Below are 15,410 nucleotides of genomic sequence, written 5' to 3'. Positions count from 1 at the left end.
CTTGCCGGCCGGGCCGGCGCGCGGACCTGTTGTACCGTCCCGGGCGTGAGCGATGAGAACTCGTCATCCGCGTCGGCTCCCCCGCCGGACCCCACTGCCCCACCGGTTCCCACGGCGCCGGCGATCCCGGCCGTCCCGCCCGACCCGGTGCCGCCCGCATACCAGCCGCCATCCGGCTACCCGGCGCCGGACTACCCGGCGGGTTATCAAGCGGCCGGCTACCAGCCTCCGCCCGGCTACTACCCCGGCCCAGGCTATCCGCCGCCGTACGGCTATCCCGGTTTTCCGCCGCCGCCCCCGGCCGACCCGGGCACCAACGGCTTCGCCATCGCCGCGCTGGTCACCAGCTTTCTGGGCGGGAGCCTGCTGAGCGTCGCCTTCGGCATCGTCGCGCTGGTGCAGATCCGCACGAGCCGGCAGCGCGGCCGCGGCCTGGCCATCGCCGGCCTGGCCGTCTCCGCCTGCTGGGTGCTGCTCGTCTGCGGCCTTCTCGGGTACGGCTTCGTCCAGGGCGCCCGGGAGAGCGCGAACGACAACAGCAGCAGCGTCGGCGGCGGCCCCGCGGCGACGGTCACGACCGACTACAAGGTCGGCGAGTGCCTGACCGACCTTTACGGACCGACGCCGAAGCCGGTCTCGTGCACGACCGCGCATCCGGGCGAGATCTACGCCGTCGTCAACCTGCCGGACGGGCCGTGGCCGGGCGTGGAGTCGGTGAAGAAGCAGGCGGAGCAGGAGTGCGAACCGCTGCTCGGCCGTTACCTGACCGACCACCCCAATCTGGACTTCACCTACCTGTATCCGGGTCTGAGCGGCTGGCCCGCCGACCGCCGGGTCATCTGCATTGCCCTCGACCCCGAGGGTGACCTGAGGGCGCCGCTGGTCAAGTAAGTCAAACAAGGCCGGGTCAGAGGTAGCGGACGCCGGTCAGGTCTTCGGCTGCCGCCCAGAGCCGCTTGCCGACGGCCGGGTCGGCCGCCTCCCGGCTGAGCCTGGCCTCGGTGACCCGGCCCCGCGTCTCCCAGAGTCCGGCCGGGCCGAAGAACTGGCCGCCGCGCACATCGGGGTCCGTGGCGGCGCGTAACTGCGGCAGGGTGCCCTGCTCCACCGACTGGGTGGCCAGCAGCCCGAGCCGGGCGACCAGCTTCCCCCACCGACCGCGGTGTTCCCAGGCGCGTGGGGTCAAGTTGGTGCGGGTCAGGCCGGGATGTGCCAGCACGCTGATGATCGGCGAGCCGGCGGCCCGCAGCCGGCGATCGAGCTCCAGGCCGAAGATCGTGGTGGCGAGCTTGGACCTGCCGTACGCGGCAGACGCCCGGTAGCGGCGCTCGAACATCAGGTCATCGAAGTCGAGGTGCGCGTTCTTGTGGGTGATCGAGCTGAGACTGACCACCCGGGACGCCCGAGCCGCGGCCAGGTTGCCGAGCAGCAGGCCGGTCAGCGTGAAGTGGCCCAGCATGTTGGTGCCGAAGTGCAGCTCGAAGCCGTCGGCGGAGATGCGGCGCGGGCCGAGCAGCACCACGCCCGCGTTGTTCACCACCAGGTCGATCACCGGGTGGTCGGCGGCCACCTTCGCGGCGAACGCGCGTACCGAATCGAGGGAGGCCAGGTCCAGTTCGCGTACCTCGACGTCACCCGCGATCCGACGAGCGGCCTGCCGGCCGGCGGCGGTGTTGCGGACGGCGAGCACCACATGAGCGCCGTGGCGGGCCAACTCGGTCGCGGTCACCAGGCCGAGGCCCGAGTTCGCGCCGGTCACGACGGCGGTCCGGCCGTGCTGGTCGGGAATGCACTCGGCGGTCCATCCGGTCATCTGCTGCTCCTGGAAGAGTCGGTGCGTCCGGATCTCCTGGAGCAGGCGTTCCAGGTCGGCGCTGGATCGACACGCTAGGCCCGATCCGGGCCGGTTCGGTCGCTCCCGGTTGCCTAGGTCTGCGGGGCCTACCTGGGGTTACCGGCGAGGCGGCACACTTGCGGCATGGCCCATCCGTACGCTCGTGAGCTCGGGGATTTCCTGCGTGCCCGACGTGGCCGGCTGCGTCCACACGACGTCGGCCTGGAGCCGGGCGGCCGGCGCAAGGTCACCGGGCTGCGGCGCGAGGAACTGGCCCTGCTGGCCGGGCTGAGCACCGACTACTACCAGCGAATGGAACAGGGCCGGGAGGTACGCCCGTCCGACGACGTCCTCGACGCGCTCGCCGCCGCGCTGGGCCTGGACGACGAGGAACGCCGCCACCTGTTCACGCTGGCCCACGCCGCCCGCCGGCCGATGCCCGCCCGGATGGGCCACGAACCGGAACGGGTGCCGGACAGCACCCGGCGGCTGCTGCGGGTGATGGACACCCCAGCGGTCGTGCTCGGCCGGCACCTCGACCTGCTCGACTGGAACCCGATGGCGCAGGCGCTGCTCGGCGACCCGGACGACTACCCGCCCGACCGGCTCAACATGCTCCTGCTGATGTTCGACGACACCGCGACCAGCAAGCGGAACTGCCCGGACTGGGAGCGGCAGGCCCTGGACTACATCGGCATGATGCGGGCCGCCGTCGCCACCGATCCCACCCATCCCCGCGCCACCGCGATCGTCGGTGAGCTGAGCATCCGCAGCGCCGAGTTCCGGCGGTTGTGGGCCCGCCACGACGTACGGGAGTCGGTCAGCGGCACCAAGACTTTCCGGGTGCCGGAGGTCGGCGACATCGTCCTGGACTGGGACACCTATCCGCTGCCCGGCCACCCCGGCCCGGTCATGCTGATCTGGACCGCCGAGCCGGGCAGCGCCGACGCGGACCGGTTGCAGCTCTTGGCGTCGCTGCACGCCACCCGCGCGGCATTCGCCGACAAATGCCGGCAAGAGGACGCCCCGTAGCCGCCGGTCCGGAGTATCCGAGCGGTCATCCGAGTCGCACCACGCCGGCCAAGACGGCTGGACGTGGGGCGATGGCGGGTCGGCGGCGGTATTCCTGCGGGCTGACGCCGCGCTCGCGTTTGAAGGCGGTGCTGAGGGCGAACGCGCTGCCGTAGCCGACGCGGTGGGCGACCGCCTCGAGCGTCGCCTCGCTCTGGCGCAACAGGTCGGCGGCGAGGGTGAGCCGCCAGCCGGTCAGGTAGGCCATCGGCGGCTCGCCGACGACCTCGGCGAACCGGCGCGCGAGGGAGGCGCGGGAGACGCCCGCGCGGGTGGCGAGAGCGGCCACGGTCCAGCCGTACGCCGGGTCGTCGTGGATCAGGCGCAATGCGGTCCCCACCACGGGGTCGCCTTGAGCATGGTGCCAGCCGGGAGGATCCTGCGACGGGGTGGCCAGCCAGGAGCGCAGCACGGAGACGAGCACCAGGTCGAGCAGCCGGTCGAGGACGAGATCCTGAGCGGGCTCGGTGCCGCCCATCTCGCGTACGAGAAGGTCTATCAACGCCTTGTCGCCCGAAGCGGCGGGGCGGATCAGCACGCCGGGCAACGCATCGAGCAGGCGGCGGCTTACCTCGCTCTGCATCTGGTAGGTGCCACTGATCATCACGGTGCCGCCGTCCGGGGCGGCGCCCCAGGTGCGGACGCCCTGGCCGGTCATCGTCATCTCGGTGCCGTCCACCGACTCGCAGCGCTGTCCGGGATGGATGATGATCTGCGGCGCGGTGCCAGGGCTGTCGGCGAGGACGTACGGCTGGGTGCCGTTGACGACCGCGACGTCGCCGGCCCCGATGTGAGCGGAGCCGGCGTCCTCGCGCACGATCCACGCCTCGCCGCGCAACAGGGTGATCAGCGACAGCGGCGACCCGTCCTGGATCCGCAGCGACCACGGCGGATCCAGGATCGAGCGCAGCAGAAAGGCCCCTCGGGCGCGTGGTCCGTCGAGCAGGCCGCTCAGGGCGTCCATGCGCCCAACGTACCCGTCGTCAGCCCCAGGCTCCGGCGGCCGCGGCCCGGGTGGCGTACCCGGAGAAGTCTCGTGCCGGATCGCGCTGCTACGCGACCCGAAGCTCCGCGGAGCTTCGACCATCGAGCCGGTGGAGGCTGAGCAATGATGGGGGCATGCCTGCCGCATCCGCGCGCCGGGCGGTAGGTGACGTCGCCGCCGTGCTGAGCTATCTGCTGCTGGCCGCCTGGGTCATGCGCGACCTGTGGGCCGCCCCCGCCGGGCAGGTGCTCTACAACCCCGACGACCACGGGTTCTTCCTGGCGATGATGGCGCACGGCGAGCGGGTGGTCTACCACGGCGAGTCGCCGTTCTACTTCACCCGGCTCAACGTCCCGACCGGTGTGAACATGATGGCCAACACCTCGGTGCTGGCGATCAGCCTCCCGCTCGCCCCGTTCACCCACGCCTTCGGGCCGGCCGTCGCCGTGGCGCTGATGGCCACCGGCGCCCTGGCCGGCACGGCGACCGCCTGGTGGTGGGTGCTGCGGCGGCACCTGCTCGGCAGCGGACCGGCCGCCTGGATCGGCGGGCTCTGGACCGGCTTCGCCCCCGGCTACCTCGCCCACGCCAACGGCCAGCCCAACCTGGCCAGCGGGTTCGTGGTCCCGTTCATCGTCTGGCAGGTGATCCGGCTGCGCGAGCCGGGCCGGGTCCTGCGTCGCGGGTTGGCCCTCGGCGTGCTGATCGCGCTGCAGGCCTTCGTCGGCGAGGAGGTCCTGCTGCTGCTGGCGATCACGATGGCGCTGATCGCGGTCTCGTACGCGGCCATGCGATGGCGGGAGACCCTCGAGGCCGGCCCCCGGTTCCTGGCCGGCCTGGCGGTCGCGGTGCTGGTTGCCGGCCTGCTCCTGGCCTACCCGCTCTACCAGCAGTTCCGCGGGCCGGGTCACTACACCGGGCTGCCCTTCCCGGTCGGCACGGCCGCCACCACGCTGCGCTCGGTCGCCGCGTTCCCCCGCAGCGCCATCGCCGGCAGCGCCGCCCGGGCATGGGAGCTGGGCGCCGGCAGCGTCACCGAGGAGAGCGTCTTCTGGGGCCCGGGCGCCTGCCTCATGATCCTGGTGTCGATCGCGGTGCTGTGGCGGTCGGCGGCCGCCCGCGCCACCGCCCTGGCCGGCCTCGTCATGCTGGTCCTGTCGTTCGGCACCCGGTTCCGCCTCGACAGTTCCACGACCACCGCCGCCGGCTCGCCGCTCGGCTTCGTCACCCGCGTCCCGCTGCTCGACCTGGTGACCACGCCCCGATACGCGCTGGCGAGCACCACGATCGCCGGCGTGCTGATGGCGCTGGCCGCCGACCGGGCGCACGGCTTCCGATGGTTCGCCCGGGTGCCGTACTGGATCGGGATCGCGTTGGCGTTCGTGCCGCTCTTCCCGAAGCCGCTGCTGACCTCACCGGCCACGCCGATGCCGGCGTTCTTCGCCGACGGCACCTGGCGGTCCTATGTGCACGGTGACCAGACCGTGGTGATCGTGCCCCTGCCGAACATGCGCACCGGCCGGACGGCCATGCGCATCGCGGCGCTGAACACCTTCGCGTTCCCGATGCCGCGCGGCTACTTCGTCGGCCCGCAGAACCCGCCCGCGGACGACCGGGGCTCGTGGTCGTCACCGCCGCGCTTCACGGTCACCGTCCTCGACCAGCTGCGCCTCACCGGGACGGTGCCGCCGGCCAGCGTCGACCTCCGCCAGGCGGTGCTGGCCGATCTGCGCTACTGGCATGCCGGGGTGGTCGTCCTGCTGCCGGACATGCCGCATCAGGCTGCCGTACGCCGGGTGCTGGCCTATGTGCTCGGCACCCCCGAGAGCTATGGTGACGTCGCCGTGTGGCGTGTGCCCCCGACCTGATCGGGCAAGTGCGTCAGCCGGGTCGAGGCGTCCCGCAACTCGTCCGCGATGACGGAAAGGCGGAAGTCCGGGTGCGTCACGGCCCGGGCGGCCACGACGCTGATCGCGAGCGGCAGGCCTGCACACTGCAGCCGGATGTCGGCCAGCGCATGCGGTTCCGCGGCCGCCCGGGCACCACCGAGGTGGCGGGTCAGCAGCTCCAGGCTCTCATCGTCGGAGAACATGTCCAGCACCAGCGGGCGCGCCCCGTACGCGGTGATCAGACCGGTGAGGTTCCGGCGGCTGGTCACCAGGACCCGGCAGCTGCGGCTGCCCGGCAGCAGCGGCGCGACCTGGGCGGCGTCGCGGGCGTTGTCGAGCACGACCAGCATCCGCCGGTCCGCGACGAGGCTGCGGTACAGCCCGGCCCGCGCGTCGGTGTCGAGGGGTACCGCGGCGGGGTCGATGCCGAGGGCGAACAGGAACCCGCGGAGCACAGTGGACGGACCCAACGGCCGCTCGGACGGGTCGAAGCCCCTGAGATTGACGTAGAGCTGCCCGTCCGGGAACAGGTCCCGGTTGCGGTGCGCCCAGTGCAGTGCCAGCCAGGTCTTGCCGATACCGCCGGTGCCGATGATCGCCAGCACCGTCGCGGTGTCCTGCTCCTCGTCGCCGGCTTCGACGACGTCACTGATGAACGCGAGTTCCCGGGCCCGGCCGGTGAACAGCCGCGGTGCGGGCGGCAGTTGCCGCGGCGCCACCCGCGCCGGTGCCACCCGTACCGGCCGGTCGGGCACGTCGGCGACAACGGCGAGCGCCGGATCGTCGGTGAGGATCTGGTGGTGCAACCGCCGCAGCGCGGGGCCGGGATCGGTACCGAGCTCGTCGGCGAGCAGCCGCCGTACCCGCTGGTAGTGCCGTAGCGCCTCGGCCTGGCGACCGCTGCGTACCAGGGCCAGCATGAGCTGGCCGGCGAGGCGCTCGTCCAGCGGGTACTCGTCGGCCCGCTCGGACAGCTGGGCCAGCAGCGCGCCGTGGCGGCCCTTGCGGAGCTGGAGGTCGACCAGCTCGCGCTCGGCCGCCAGCCGTTCCCGGTCGAGTACGGCCCGGACGGTGGACAGCCACGGCGTGTCCAGGACGTCGAACGCCTCCCCGCGCCACAACGCCAGAGCGCGGGTGAACAGCAGCACCGCCCGGTCACTGTCGTCCGTGTCGCGGGCCTGCGCGACAAGCGCGCGGAAGGTGTGTACGTCCACCCGCCGCTCATCCACCCGCAACACGTACCCGTTCGGCTGCCGTGCCAGGGCCACCCGCTCGACGCCGGCCAACGCGCGCCGCAGCAGCGACACATAGGTCTGCACGGCGTTGCGCGGCCGGTCGGGCAGCCGCCGGTCGCCCCAGACCCGCCCGACGATCTGGTCCGTGGACACGCCGCGGTTCGCGTCGAGCAGCAGCACCGCCAGCACACTGCGCTGCCGGGCCGAGCCCACCTCGACCGGACCCATGGGCCCGTACACCTCCACCGGTCCAAGCAGTCGAAACTCCATCACGTCCCCCACGATCGAAGCTCGGTCCACCGCCACACTCGACGTCTGGCCTGCGAACTCAAGGCGTGCCAAGGAATTGCTAAATCGCGGCGCACCAGCATGGTCCATGCCCGGACGCGGACCGGATCCCGGATCGTCAGCGCGCGCCGGCATCGATCACCTCCCGAAGGGGGCCAGATGAAACGCAGACTCATCCGCATCGGCATCTCCGCGATGCTGGCCGTCGGCGTCGCGCTGCCGATCACGGCGCAGCCGGCCAGTGCCGCGGTCGACCCGCTCACCGTCATCAAGGTCATTCAACAGATCTACTCCGTGTACAAGGGGTTCACCTCGGGCGGCGGCGGTGGTCCCACGCTGCAACAGGCGATCCAGCAGATCACGACGGCCATCCAGAGCGCGCAGAACGCCATCACCAGTCAGATCGACCTGGTTGCCGCCGCGGACGTGAAGGCCTGCGCCGACAGCGCCGTCGTCAACTTCGCCGACATCAACGCGCTGTCGTCGGACAACCTCCAGGCCTTCGCGCTCGCCACCACCGCCTGCGTGACCCAGGCGAACAGCCTGCTCAACGTCGTCACGGACAAGTCCGCCGCCGACCAACTCGGCTTCGCGATGAACACCGTGGGCCCGCTGGCGCTCATGGCCCGTATCAAGGCCGGGCTCACCACGCCGGGCCTGACCTCGGTCCTGGTCGCCGGGGAGAACACGCTCATCACCGCGCTCCTGCCCGCCTGCCATCAGGAAGACCTCAACGGTGGTGAACCGGGCACACCGCATGTCCTGGTCTGGGACTGCTTCGCGTACAACGGCAACGAAGGCGTGGCCAAGAAGAGGGCCACGTCGGAGAACTCGGCTACCAGCAACACCAGCCGGGCGGTCGCGCAGAACGAACTCCCCGTACTGACCACCTGACCGGTACCCACCGCACCCGCCTGGTCCAACAGCCGGTTGGACCGGGCGGCGTCCGGCCGGGCAACGCTCACCGCGGGTCTCGGGCCGCCTCGCACCGTCATGGATAGTCCCCTCGTCAATGGATCGGCAGCGTCCGCGAGCTGACTGTCGCCTTCCTGGATACGGCGACGGGTTACACTGCGTCCCCTACACTCGTCCGCCATGCGGCTGCTGGTAGTGGAGGACGATCACGAGCTCGGTCCGGCCATCAGCGCACGCCTGCGCACCCTCGGGTTCGCGGTCGACCACGCGCGGCACCGGGCGGAGGCCGACCTCAAGATGTCCGTCAACGCCTACGACTGCGTGATCGCCGACCGTGTGCTGCCCGACGGCGACGCGCTGACGCTGATCAAAATCTGGCGCCGGGCCGGCCGGACCGTGCCGGTGCTGGTGCTGACCGCGCTGGCCACTGTCGACCACCGGATCTCCGGTTTCGAGCACGGTGCGGACGACTACCTGGTCAAGCCGTTCGCCATGGCCGAGTTGGTGGCGCGTACGCGGGCGCTGTGCCGGCGGGATCAGCATCCGCGGCTCCCCGAGCTCACGGTCGGCGACCTGACCCTCGACGTGCCGAGCCATCGAGTCCGGCGAGCCGGGGTCCTGCTCACGCTGACCGCCAAGGAGTTCGCCGTGCTCGAGGCGCTGATGGTGCGGGCCGGGGAGGCCGTCACCCGCGGCGATCTGCTGGAACGATGCTGGGACGAGATGAGCGACCCGGCGTCGAACGTGGTCGACGTGGCCATCCGGCAGCTACGCCGCAAGCTCGGACCGCCCGACGTGATCGAGTCGCTGCGGGGTGTGGGCTACCGCATCCGCGACACCGCGTGATGGCGGAACGCCCCGCCATGGCGCGGCTGCGGCGGACACGGTGGTGGCTGACCCTGCTGTACGCGACCGTCAGCGTGGTATCGCTGGTCACCCTGGTGGTGATCGCGGCCTCGATCGACGCCCGCTCCGGTGCCCGCGAGCTCGACTCGGAGATCAGGGGACGGGCGGAGGCGTTGTCCCGGGCCATCTGGATGGACCAGGGTGTGCTGCACCTGGAGCCGCTGTCCGAGGACGAGCTGGCCACCGCCTCCGATGTCACCGTGGTCCTGCAGCGGATCGGTACCGGCGACGCGCAGGCGCGCTGGCTGCGGCCGAAGCGGGAGGGCGTCCTGCCGCCGGTCAGCCGGCTCGACGACCTGTGGGCGGCGACGGTACGCGAGCAGGAGCCGGTGGTCACGACGATCAGCGGACCCGACGGCCGTGAGCGGCGCTGGGCCACCGCCCCGGTGTGGGACGCCGACGAGATCGGCGCCGTCGTGCTTGTCGCGGTCGACCTCGCACCGCAGCAACGCAGCCACGACGAGCTGGTCCTCTGGCTCGTCGCCGGGGGCACGGTGCTGATGCTGGTCTCGGTCGCGGCCGGCCATCTGTTGTCCGGCAAGAGCATGCGACCCGCGATGCGGACGCTGGACCAGCAGGAGCAGTTCCTGGCCGAGGCGGCCCACGAACTTCGCACGCCACTGGCCACGCTCCGGCTGATGCTGGAGGGCGGGACGACATCACGGGACGCCGTGCGCACGGTCGACCACCTCGGCCGGTTGGTCACCGGCCTGCTCAGCCGCGCGCGCATCGACAGCGGAACCCGGCCGCTGGAGATGACCCCGCTGCGGCTGGACCTGTTGGTCGAGCAGGTCGTGGAGGACCTGCCGCCCCGAGGTGCGCCGGTCACGATGCGGACGGAGCCGACGGTCGTGCTCGGTGACCCCGACCTGTTGGCGCAGGCGGTGCGGAACCTGGTCGAGAATGCGCTGCGGCACGGCATCGCGGCCGATGGACCGTCCACCGTGGAGGTCACGGTCGCCGAGGGCCGGGTCGCGGTCCGCGACCGGGGACCGGGCATTGACGCCGGCGATCGCGAAGCGATCTTCGGCGATCGGGTCACCGGCGGGCGGGGCGGTATCGGCGTCGGGCTTCCGATCGTACGGTGGGTGGCCGAGCTGCACGGCGGCCGCGCGCACGTGGCGCCGGCCTCCGGGCCGGGTGCCCTGGTCGAGCTGGTGCTGCCGCGCTTCATCGTCCGCTAATCGTCCGGCTGCCACGCTGATGTCATGACCGTCGATCCCGCACCGACGCCCGCCCGTTCCCGCCGGGCCGCCCGAATCGCCGCGGTGGCGACACTGCTGGCCGCGACCACCGCCGTCACCCTGACCCAGGCCAACGCGTACGCCTCGACAACCGCTCTCGCCCCCATGGCAGCACCCCCCAAGATCTCCGGCACCGTGCCGCTGGTGCCCGCCCAGGGTGCGCTGCTCGGCCACTACTACGGCAACGGCACGATCGCGCAGACCGACAAGCGGATCGGCCGCAAACCGGCCGTCCACCTGACCTACTACGACTTCAAGAGCGAAGACTGGATCAAATCGTCGGTCAACGCCGCCGACTTCGCCGACGGCCGGATCCCGCTCGTCAACGTCGAACCCAACAACATCAACTTCAACAACATCGTCAACGGCAAGTACGACACGATGCTGAAGCAGCGGGCCGACGACGCCAAGGCCCTGGGCCGGCAGTTCTTCATCGACTTCGCGGCCGAGATGAACGGCGACGAGGGCTGGGGTGGTCACAAACCCGCCACCTACATCGCCGCTTGGCGCCACATCCACGACATCTTCGTCGCTCGCGGCGCCACCAACGTTGTCTGGGCGTGGTGCCCCAACAACGAGGACGACCCGAGCTCCCCGCCGGCGATGAGCTACTACCCCGGCGACCAGTACGTCGACTGGACCGGAATCGACGGCTACAACTGGGGCACCTCCGACCCGGACTTCGACTGGCAGAGCTTCCGCGACGTCTTCGCCGACATGTACCCGCAGCTGGCCGCCAAGGGCAAGCCGATCATCATCGCCGAGATGGCCTCCGACGAGGCCGGCGGCAGCAAGGCGACCTGGATCAGCGACATCGTGCCGACGCTGAAGAACACCTACCCGCTGATCAAGGCGATCGTCTGGTTCGACGTCGACAAGGAACGCCACTGGCAGATCAACTCGTCGTCCTCGGCGCTCGCGGCGTACCAGAAGATGGCGAAGGACTCCTACATGAACCCGTGACGGACCGGCGCCGGCGGCGGGCCCGCCGCCGGCGCCGTTTCCCGGTCTAGCTCGGCTGTACGGAGGTGGGCGGCTCGCGCTTCGCCTCGCGGATCGCGATGTTGGCAAACGCGGCCTTGGATTCACCGGTGTACGTGTTGTTGGTGGCCCCGAGCACGACATGCCCGGCGGCCAGCGAGCGGTCGGTGAGCCTCGCGTCGAGCACCGTCCGACCGTCCACTGTGGTGGTCACGTCGTCGTTGACGACGGCGACCGTGACGGCCCGCCGCCGGCCCGGCGCGAACGCGTCGTCTCGCGTCCGCCGGATGAGCGTCTCGCCCTCGGCGTCGTCGTATCGTTCGAGCCGGACCTCCTGCGAGCAGAGGGACAGCTCGTAGCCCCGCGTCCCGTGATCGCGAAAGAAGATGACCCCGCAGGCGTTCGGGGTGATCACCGTGGCGTCGACCGTGATGAGCTGGTCGCCGGAGAACTCGTCGTCCGGGCCCTGGCACCAGTAGTCGATGCTCTTCCGCGTCGTGATCACGAGCTGCGACTCGAAGGAGCAGGCCCCGTCGGGATCGCCGGCCCTGGCACGCCAGAGGCCGGGCCGGTCCAGGCGATCGACGATCGCCCGGCTCCACTCGGGCCCAGCAGCCGCCGGCGGAGCCGCCGAGGCTTGGGTCGCGGTGCGGGTTGCCGATCGTCTCGGCGCCAGGACCAGGGCCACCGCCGTGGCCGCCAGCGCCAGCACGAGCGCGGCCGCCACCCAGAGCCGGCGGCGCGGGCGACGGGCCGGCCCGGCACCCGGACCACCGTCCTCGCGCTCCGGACCGGTGGTAGCCCCGGCGGAACGATGCGGCTTCGGTCGATGTCCCAGGTCGGCGACGAACCCGGCGTTGTCCCGGGATTCGCCGGACAGCAGGGCGTCGAGGAGCTCGTGTGCGGTCGGCCGGTCGTCCGGCTCCTTCGCCAGCGCATGGGCGACCAGGTCGCGCAGAGGACCGGTGAGTGCACCCAGAACGGGCGGCTGAGTGAGTATCCGGGCGGCCGTCGCGGTGGGCGAGCCGGCCGCGAACGGCGTACGTCCGTTCCCGGCGTACCCGACGACGGCGCCCCAGGCGAACACGTCGGCCGCCGGACCGACCACCGGGCTGATGTCGGTGTCGAACCGCTCCGGCGCCATGTACGCGATCGAACCCACCATCTGGCTGGCGCTGGTGTGCCGGGTGGTCGACTCCAGCGCACGGGCGATACCGAAGTCGATGACCTTGGGCGTCCCGAGCGAGAACAACACATTGCTCGGTTTCAGGTCGCGGTGAACGACCCCGGCACCGTGGATCGCCGTCAGGGCGGTGGCGACCCCGACCGCCACGCCGTGCAGGTTGGTCCCCGGCAGCGGCCCCTGCTCGGCGACCACCTCGGCCAGGCTCGGCCCGTCGACGTACTCCACTACCAGGTACGGCGTGGCGTGGTCCGGATCGGCGTCGAGGACCTCGGCGGTGCAGAACGGCGGCACCTGCCGAGCCCGATCGACCTCGCTCCGAAAGCGCGCCCGGAACTCGTCCTCAGCCGCGAACTCGGGCCGGATCACCTTGACCGCAACGATCCGGCCCGCATCGCTACGGCCGAGAAAGACGGTGCCCATCCCACCCTCGCCGAGCCGGCCGAGCAGAGAATACGCGCCCAGCCGACGCGGATCCCCCGGGCGCAACGCAGTCGTCACGGCGCCCGACTGTACCGGCTTGCGTCGCATACGGCGGTGGCGTCCTACGGCGTGAGCGTGACCGTGACGGTCCGCGTGTAGAAGTCGCGGGCCGCGGTGCCCTGCTCGCGCGGGCCGTAGCTGGACTCCTTCGCACCGCCGAACGGGGCATGGAAGTCGACGCCGGTGGTCGGGGCGTTGACCTTCACCATGCCCACGTCCAACCGGTTCGCCAGGGTCAGCGCCACCCCGAGGTTCTGCGTGTACACGCCCGCGACCAAACCGTGTCGCACCTCGTTGGCCACCCGCGCCGCGGCGTCGGCGGACTCCGCGGGCAGCACCACGCACACCGGACCGAAGTACTCCTCGGTCCGCAGGTCGTCGCCGGGCGGCACGTCCGCCAGCACCGTCGGCGATTGGAACCACCCATCGCCGTCGGGCTGCCGGGCACCGGTCAGCACCCGGGCGCCGCCCGAGCCGGCGCGCCGTACCGCCGCCCGGATCGCCTCGCGCGGCCGCGACTCGATCAACGGACCGACCACCGTCGCCGGATCCGCCGGATCACCCACCGGGAGCGCCGCTACGGCCGCGGCCAGCCGCTCGGCGAACGGCGCGGGATCGCCGACCACGATCACCCGGCTGGTCGCGGTGCACTTCTGCCCGGCATAGCCCATCGCCGCGGCGGCGATCGCCGTCGCGGCCGCGTCCTGGTCGGCGTCGGGTAGCACGATGGCGGCGTTCTGGCCGCCCATCTCGCATTGCACCGGGATGTTCCGCGCAACGGCCCGTCGGGCAACGGCCTGCCCGGCCGTCACCGAGCCCGTGAACGAGACGGCGTCGGCCGCATCGACGATCGCCTCGCCGGTTCCGCCGAGGCCGGTCAGAACCGTCAGCACACCGTGCGCCAGCGCTGCGTCGAACAGTTCGGCCAGCCGCAACGCCACCGCGGACGACTGCGGTGCGGGCTTGAGCAGGACGGCGTTGCCGAAGGCGAGGGCCGGCGCAGCTTTCCAGAGCGGTATCGCCACCGGGAAGTTCCACGGAGTGATCAGTCCGACCACCCCATGCGGGCGACGCCGGGTGTGCAACAGCGACACGCCGTCCGCCGGCGGGTAAACCTCCCCCTCGGGATGCAGGGCCTGCTGCGCGAAGTAGCGCAGGATCGCCACCCCGCGGCCGATCTCGGCGCCCGCCTCGCCGAACGGCTTGCCGACCTCGCGGACCACCAGGTCGGTCAGTTCGCCGGTCGCCGCCGCAACGGCCTCGGCGCAGGCATGCAGAGCGGCTGCCCGCGCGTGCGCCGGCCCACGGGCCCAATCGACGGCCGCGGCGCGGGCGACGTCGGCCGCTGCGGCCACCGTCTGCGGCGACGTGTCGGGAACGCGTACGACGAGGTCCGACGGCGCCTGCGGGGAGCGGCTCTCGATCGTTGTCATTGTTGTTCCTTTCCACCGGTGGCATCGCCGATCGCTATGACGGGGTTGGTCAGCGTTCCGAGTGCCGCGGACGTTATCTCGATCGTGTCACCGGGTCGCACGGTGAAATCGGCGTCCGGCACGATGCCGGTGCCGGTCAGCAGCACCACACCGGCCGGGAAGCTCAGCGCTCGGAACAGCCATCCGGCCAGGTCCTCGAAGCTGCGGGCCATCGCCGACGTCGAGGTCGTTCCGGCGTAGGCCGCGCGGCCGTCACGCAGCACCCGCAGCCCGATCGGGAACGGACCCGGGTCGACCGCCCAGCTCGGCACGATCGCCGGCCCCACCGCGCAGGAGCGGTCGTAGATCTTCGCCTGCGGAAGGTAGAGCGGATTCTCCCCCTCGATCGATCGGCTGCTCATGTCGTTGGCCAGGGTGTAGCCGAACACCTGCCCGGCCGCGTTGAGCACCAGGCCGACCTCGGCCTCGGGTACGTCCCAGCCGGAGTCGGCGCGGATGCCGACGGCGTCGTGGTCGCCGACAACCCGCCACGGGCTGGACTTGAAGAAGATCTCGGGGCGGTCGCTGTCGTAGACATGGTCGTAGAGGGGACCGTGCCCGGATTCCTCCTTTCGTCCGTCGCGGCTGCGCAGGTACGTCACCCCGGCCGCCCACACCTCCTGCTGGTCAACGGGTGGAAGCCGGTCCTCGCCGGGCAGGCCGGCGCCGGCCTCGCGGGCAGCCGCCTCGATCACGGCCCGGGCCTGGCCGAGCGGTAGGGCAAGCAGGTCGGCGAGAGTGCCGTCGAGCTCGCCCCATTCGCCGTCCTGGCACACCGCCCAGCGTGACGCGCTGCCGGCCCGCAGGCGGTGAAGGGAGATCGTCATTTGACCATCCTGTGTCTGTGGAACTGTGGCTGTTTCCGATGCGTCGAGTCCGCCGCTACCCTGTTCAGGTGCTGTTCCGTGGAGATCGCTGACACGG

At 71.6% G+C, this 15,410-nt stretch carries 13 protein-coding genes; 7 read left to right on the top strand and 6 right to left on the bottom strand.

Annotated elements, in window-relative coordinates; genetic code table 11:
• Positions 1-45: 45 nt before the first annotated feature.
• Positions 46-891, top strand: a complete 846-nt coding sequence (locus ODJ79_RS09530; protein ID WP_263022982.1) for a DUF4190 domain-containing protein — start codon at positions 46-48, stop codon at positions 889-891.
• A 16-nt stretch (positions 892-907) separates the two neighbouring features.
• Here the strand turns inward: ODJ79_RS09530 and ODJ79_RS09525 are convergent, their stop codons facing one another.
• Complete coding sequence (locus ODJ79_RS09525) at positions 908-1,813, bottom strand: oxidoreductase (RefSeq protein WP_263022981.1); 906 nt, start codon at positions 1,811-1,813, stop codon at positions 908-910.
• Between the two features lie 165 nt (positions 1,814-1,978).
• Here ODJ79_RS09525 and ODJ79_RS09520 point away from each other — a divergent pair, with 165 nt between their 5' ends.
• Positions 1,979-2,866 carry a helix-turn-helix transcriptional regulator gene (locus tag ODJ79_RS09520; protein WP_263022980.1) on the top strand — a complete coding sequence of 296 codons (888 nt, stop codon included), beginning with the start codon at positions 1,979-1,981 and terminating at the stop codon, positions 2,864-2,866.
• Between the two features lie 25 nt (positions 2,867-2,891).
• On the opposite strand, the gene ODJ79_RS09515 is transcribed toward ODJ79_RS09520, so the two are convergent.
• Positions 2,892-3,869: an AraC family transcriptional regulator gene (locus ODJ79_RS09515; protein WP_263022979.1), complete on the bottom strand. Its 978-nt coding sequence runs from the start codon at positions 3,867-3,869 to the stop codon at positions 2,892-2,894.
• 155 nt (positions 3,870-4,024) lie between these two features.
• On the opposite strand from ODJ79_RS09515, the gene ODJ79_RS09510 reads away from it, so the two are divergent.
• A complete protein-coding gene (locus ODJ79_RS09510) occupies positions 4,025-5,758 on the top strand; it encodes a DUF2079 domain-containing protein (RefSeq protein WP_263022978.1) in 1,734 nt (577 codons plus the stop codon).
• On the opposite strand, the gene ODJ79_RS09505 is transcribed toward ODJ79_RS09510, so the two are convergent.
• Positions 5,719-7,284 (bottom strand): AfsR/SARP family transcriptional regulator, encoded by a 1,566-nt coding sequence (locus ODJ79_RS09505; protein ID WP_263023030.1) that lies wholly within the window; start codon positions 7,282-7,284, stop codon positions 5,719-5,721. The two genes, ODJ79_RS09510 and ODJ79_RS09505, sit on opposite strands and share 40 nt — an antisense overlap.
• Positions 7,285-7,461: 177 nt before the next feature.
• Between ODJ79_RS09505 and ODJ79_RS09500 the strand changes: the two genes are divergently transcribed.
• The 4 genes from ODJ79_RS09500 to ODJ79_RS09485 all read left to right on the top strand — a co-directional run bounded on the left by ODJ79_RS09500 (position 7,462) and on the right by ODJ79_RS09485 (position 11,330).
• Positions 7,462-8,196 carry a hypothetical protein gene (locus ODJ79_RS09500; protein ID WP_263022977.1) on the top strand — a complete coding sequence of 245 codons (735 nt, stop codon included), beginning with the start codon at positions 7,462-7,464 and terminating at the stop codon, positions 8,194-8,196.
• Between the two features lie 201 nt (positions 8,197-8,397).
• The gene (locus tag ODJ79_RS09495) at positions 8,398-9,063 is read left to right on the top strand and encodes a response regulator transcription factor (protein ID WP_263022976.1); all 666 of its coding nucleotides are present in this window, start codon (positions 8,398-8,400) and stop codon (positions 9,061-9,063) included.
• A complete protein-coding gene (locus ODJ79_RS09490; RefSeq protein WP_263022975.1) occupies positions 9,063-10,307 on the top strand; it encodes a sensor histidine kinase in 1,245 nt (414 codons plus the stop codon). Before ODJ79_RS09495 ends, ODJ79_RS09490 begins: the two co-directional genes overlap by 1 nt.
• Positions 10,308-10,331: 24 nt before the next feature.
• Positions 10,332-11,330, top strand: coding sequence for a glycoside hydrolase family 26 protein (locus ODJ79_RS09485; RefSeq protein ID WP_263022974.1), 999 nt, complete (start codon positions 10,332-10,334; stop codon positions 11,328-11,330).
• A 46-nt stretch (positions 11,331-11,376) separates the two neighbouring features.
• Here ODJ79_RS09485 and ODJ79_RS09480 read toward each other — a convergent pair whose 3' ends face one another.
• Genes ODJ79_RS09480 through ODJ79_RS09470 form a run of 3 tightly spaced genes read right to left on the bottom strand, consistent with a single transcriptional unit; the run spans position 11,377 to position 15,313 of the window.
• The gene (locus ODJ79_RS09480) at positions 11,377-13,032 is read right to left on the bottom strand and encodes a serine/threonine-protein kinase (RefSeq protein ID WP_263022973.1); all 1,656 of its coding nucleotides are present in this window, start codon (positions 13,030-13,032) and stop codon (positions 11,377-11,379) included.
• A 44-nt stretch (positions 13,033-13,076) separates the two neighbouring features.
• The gene (locus ODJ79_RS09475; protein ID WP_263022972.1) at positions 13,077-14,447 is read right to left on the bottom strand and encodes an aldehyde dehydrogenase family protein; all 1,371 of its coding nucleotides are present in this window, start codon (positions 14,445-14,447) and stop codon (positions 13,077-13,079) included.
• Positions 14,444-15,313: a fumarylacetoacetate hydrolase family protein gene (locus tag ODJ79_RS09470; protein WP_263022971.1), complete on the bottom strand. Its 870-nt coding sequence runs from the start codon at positions 15,311-15,313 to the stop codon at positions 14,444-14,446. Before ODJ79_RS09470 ends, ODJ79_RS09475 begins: the two co-directional genes overlap by 4 nt.
• Positions 15,314-15,410: the final 97 nt, after the last annotated feature.

Source organism: Actinoplanes sp. KI2 (assembly GCF_025630775.1).
Lineage (GTDB): Bacteria > Actinomycetota > Actinomycetes > Mycobacteriales > Micromonosporaceae > Actinoplanes.
The sequence above is the reverse complement of the archived record's forward strand: the minus strand, read 5'-3'. Positions and strand labels throughout refer to the sequence as shown.

What these genes read in the sequence shown, in the direction of transcription:
- ODJ79_RS09505 (WP_263023030.1), bottom strand. Translation starts at nt 7,284, where the DNA reads ATGGAGTTTCGACTGCTTGGACCGGTGGAGGTGTACGGGCCCATGGGT.
- ODJ79_RS09510 (WP_263022978.1), top strand. Translation starts at nt 4,025, where the DNA reads ATGCCTGCCGCATCCGCGCGCCGGGCGGTAGGTGACGTCGCCGCCGTG.
- ODJ79_RS09495 (WP_263022976.1), top strand. Translation starts at nt 8,398, where the DNA reads ATGCGGCTGCTGGTAGTGGAGGACGATCACGAGCTCGGTCCGGCCATC.
- ODJ79_RS09470 (WP_263022971.1), bottom strand. Translation starts at nt 15,313, where the DNA reads ATGACGATCTCCCTTCACCGCCTGCGGGCCGGCAGCGCGTCACGCTGG.
- ODJ79_RS09485 (WP_263022974.1), top strand. Translation starts at nt 10,332, where the DNA reads ATGACCGTCGATCCCGCACCGACGCCCGCCCGTTCCCGCCGGGCCGCC.
- ODJ79_RS09490 (WP_263022975.1), top strand. Translation starts at nt 9,063, where the DNA reads ATGGCGGAACGCCCCGCCATGGCGCGGCTGCGGCGGACACGGTGGTGG.
- ODJ79_RS09475 (WP_263022972.1), bottom strand. Translation starts at nt 14,447, where the DNA reads ATGACAACGATCGAGAGCCGCTCCCCGCAGGCGCCGTCGGACCTCGTC.
- ODJ79_RS09525 (WP_263022981.1), bottom strand. Translation starts at nt 1,813, where the DNA reads ATGACCGGATGGACCGCCGAGTGCATTCCCGACCAGCACGGCCGGACC.
- ODJ79_RS09500 (WP_263022977.1), top strand. Translation starts at nt 7,462, where the DNA reads ATGAAACGCAGACTCATCCGCATCGGCATCTCCGCGATGCTGGCCGTC.
- ODJ79_RS09520 (WP_263022980.1), top strand. Translation starts at nt 1,979, where the DNA reads ATGGCCCATCCGTACGCTCGTGAGCTCGGGGATTTCCTGCGTGCCCGA.
- ODJ79_RS09515 (WP_263022979.1), bottom strand. Translation starts at nt 3,869, where the DNA reads ATGGACGCCCTGAGCGGCCTGCTCGACGGACCACGCGCCCGAGGGGCC.